Genomic DNA, 1,781 nt, shown 5'->3' on the forward strand with positions numbered 1-1,781 from the left:
GATTTCATGGGTAGTTAAAATCCAGGTTTTATTATTTTTTCGAATCTTGTTTTTTTCTTCGAGTTCTTTTAAAATAGCTTTCAATGCTAATCTTGACATTTCGTCCTGCTGATTTCCAAAAACTCCCATAAATTCCTGGAAGGTTTTTCCTTCTTCCATTAAAGGATTTTTTTTATGATGTTCGATAAGCATGTTTAAAATTTTGTTCTGGATTTTCGTATTCATCTTTTTCAGAAGCAGGGTAATATGTTCACCTTCCTGGAAAAAGACAATCTCATTGGGAAGTTCGTTGAAGATCGTATTAATCATTTCATCGGGATCGATGTTCAGTTTTTCAGCAAGAGCGAGATGAGAAACCGGGGAAACAGATTTTTTGACTTCAGCAGCAATCTGTTCGGAAAGATTTCCTGAAGAAATATTTTTTACGATCTCTATCTGTTCCTTTCTGCGACGGCGATGATGAAGAGGATAAGGATCGACGATCACTCCTCCACCAAGAGTTAAATCACCGGAAGAGTTGCGGATAATGAAATGATCTCCCATTTGGGCTACGATCGGTTTGGGAAGATAAATTTGAACAATACCGGAATCTTCGCTTTTCAATTCGTTTTTGTCAAGAAGGTGCATTCGAGCCATAATTCTGATAGTTCCCAATAGAAAAATCACCTGGCTCCATAAGCCGATGGGAGTTGCATTTTTAAAGAGGAATAACTTTGCATCGAGCATTTTTGTTTCTTTGATCTGTTTTCCGGCGATCAGCATTCCTTTGACAAAATCTTTATTTTTGATACCGATCAGGTTCAGGGAAGCTCTGTCTCCGGCTTTCAATTGTTCGACTTCATTTCCATGCCGTTCCATTCGTCTGATCCGCAATTCTTTATTACCCGGTAAAAGATAAACAGATTGTTTTTTATTGAGTGTCCCTGATAAAATCGAACCATTGACAATTGTCCCAAAACCGGGTTGAGTAAAAATGCGATCGATATACATACGAAAATCACCTTTGGAATCTCGGGAAGGAATCTTTTCAAAAAGATTGGAAATTGCTGTTATTAAATCATCCAGACCTTGCTTTGTTCGTGTCGATACTTTATGGATTTGAGCATTTTCCAGAAAAGTTCCTTTGATAAAATCTTTTGTCTCTTCTTCGGCAAGTTCAGCCAGTTCCTCATCGACAAGATCCATTTTTGTCAAAACGATCATACCGTGTTCGATACCTAAAATATTCATGATTTCCAGATGTTCTCTCGTTTGCGGCATAATTCCTTCATCAGCAGAGATCACAAGCAGCACGAAATCGATTCCGCAGGCTCCGGTAACCATTGTCTTGATAAAATCGGCATGACCCGGAACATCGATGATCCCGATACTGTTCCCATCCGCAAGATCGAGATGGGTAAAACCGAGATTGATCGTTATTCCCCGATCTTTTTCCTGTTTATGCGTATCGCAGTCATAACCGGTCAATGCTTTTACCAACGCAGTCTTACCATGATCGATATGACCCGCAGTTCCCATGATCAAATGTTTATTTTCCATAAAAATCCTTCATAAAAATTTTTGCTTCAGTTTTTTGATTTGTTCTTATCAGTCAAGTAAGTTGTTTATTGTTCGTTTCGACTCGTAAGGAACTAATTTTTCTTCAAAAACAAGTTTTGAGAAAAGACCAATCTTCGATTGGGACACATTCTTGTTCCCAAATTCTCCCGAAAGCTTTCGGGAGGAACACAACTGATAAAGAAATTTCATTTCGAATAATACTTTCTCGCACAAAAAATCAA

1 protein-coding gene is annotated in these 1,781 nt (G+C 38.0%); it reads right to left on the minus strand.

Going from position 1 to position 1,781, the window contains the following annotated elements; all coding sequences use genetic code 11:
• Positions 1-1,539, minus strand: a 1,539-nt coding sequence (gene selB / locus ENL20_03620; GenBank protein ID HHE37645.1) for a selenocysteine-specific translation elongation factor, incomplete at its 3' end; no start/stop codon positions are given.
• Positions 1,540-1,781: the final 242 nt, after the last annotated feature.

The sequence above is a fragment of the Candidatus Cloacimonadota bacterium genome (genome assembly GCA_011372345.1).
GTDB lineage: Bacteria > Cloacimonadota > Cloacimonadia > Cloacimonadales > TCS61 > DRTC01.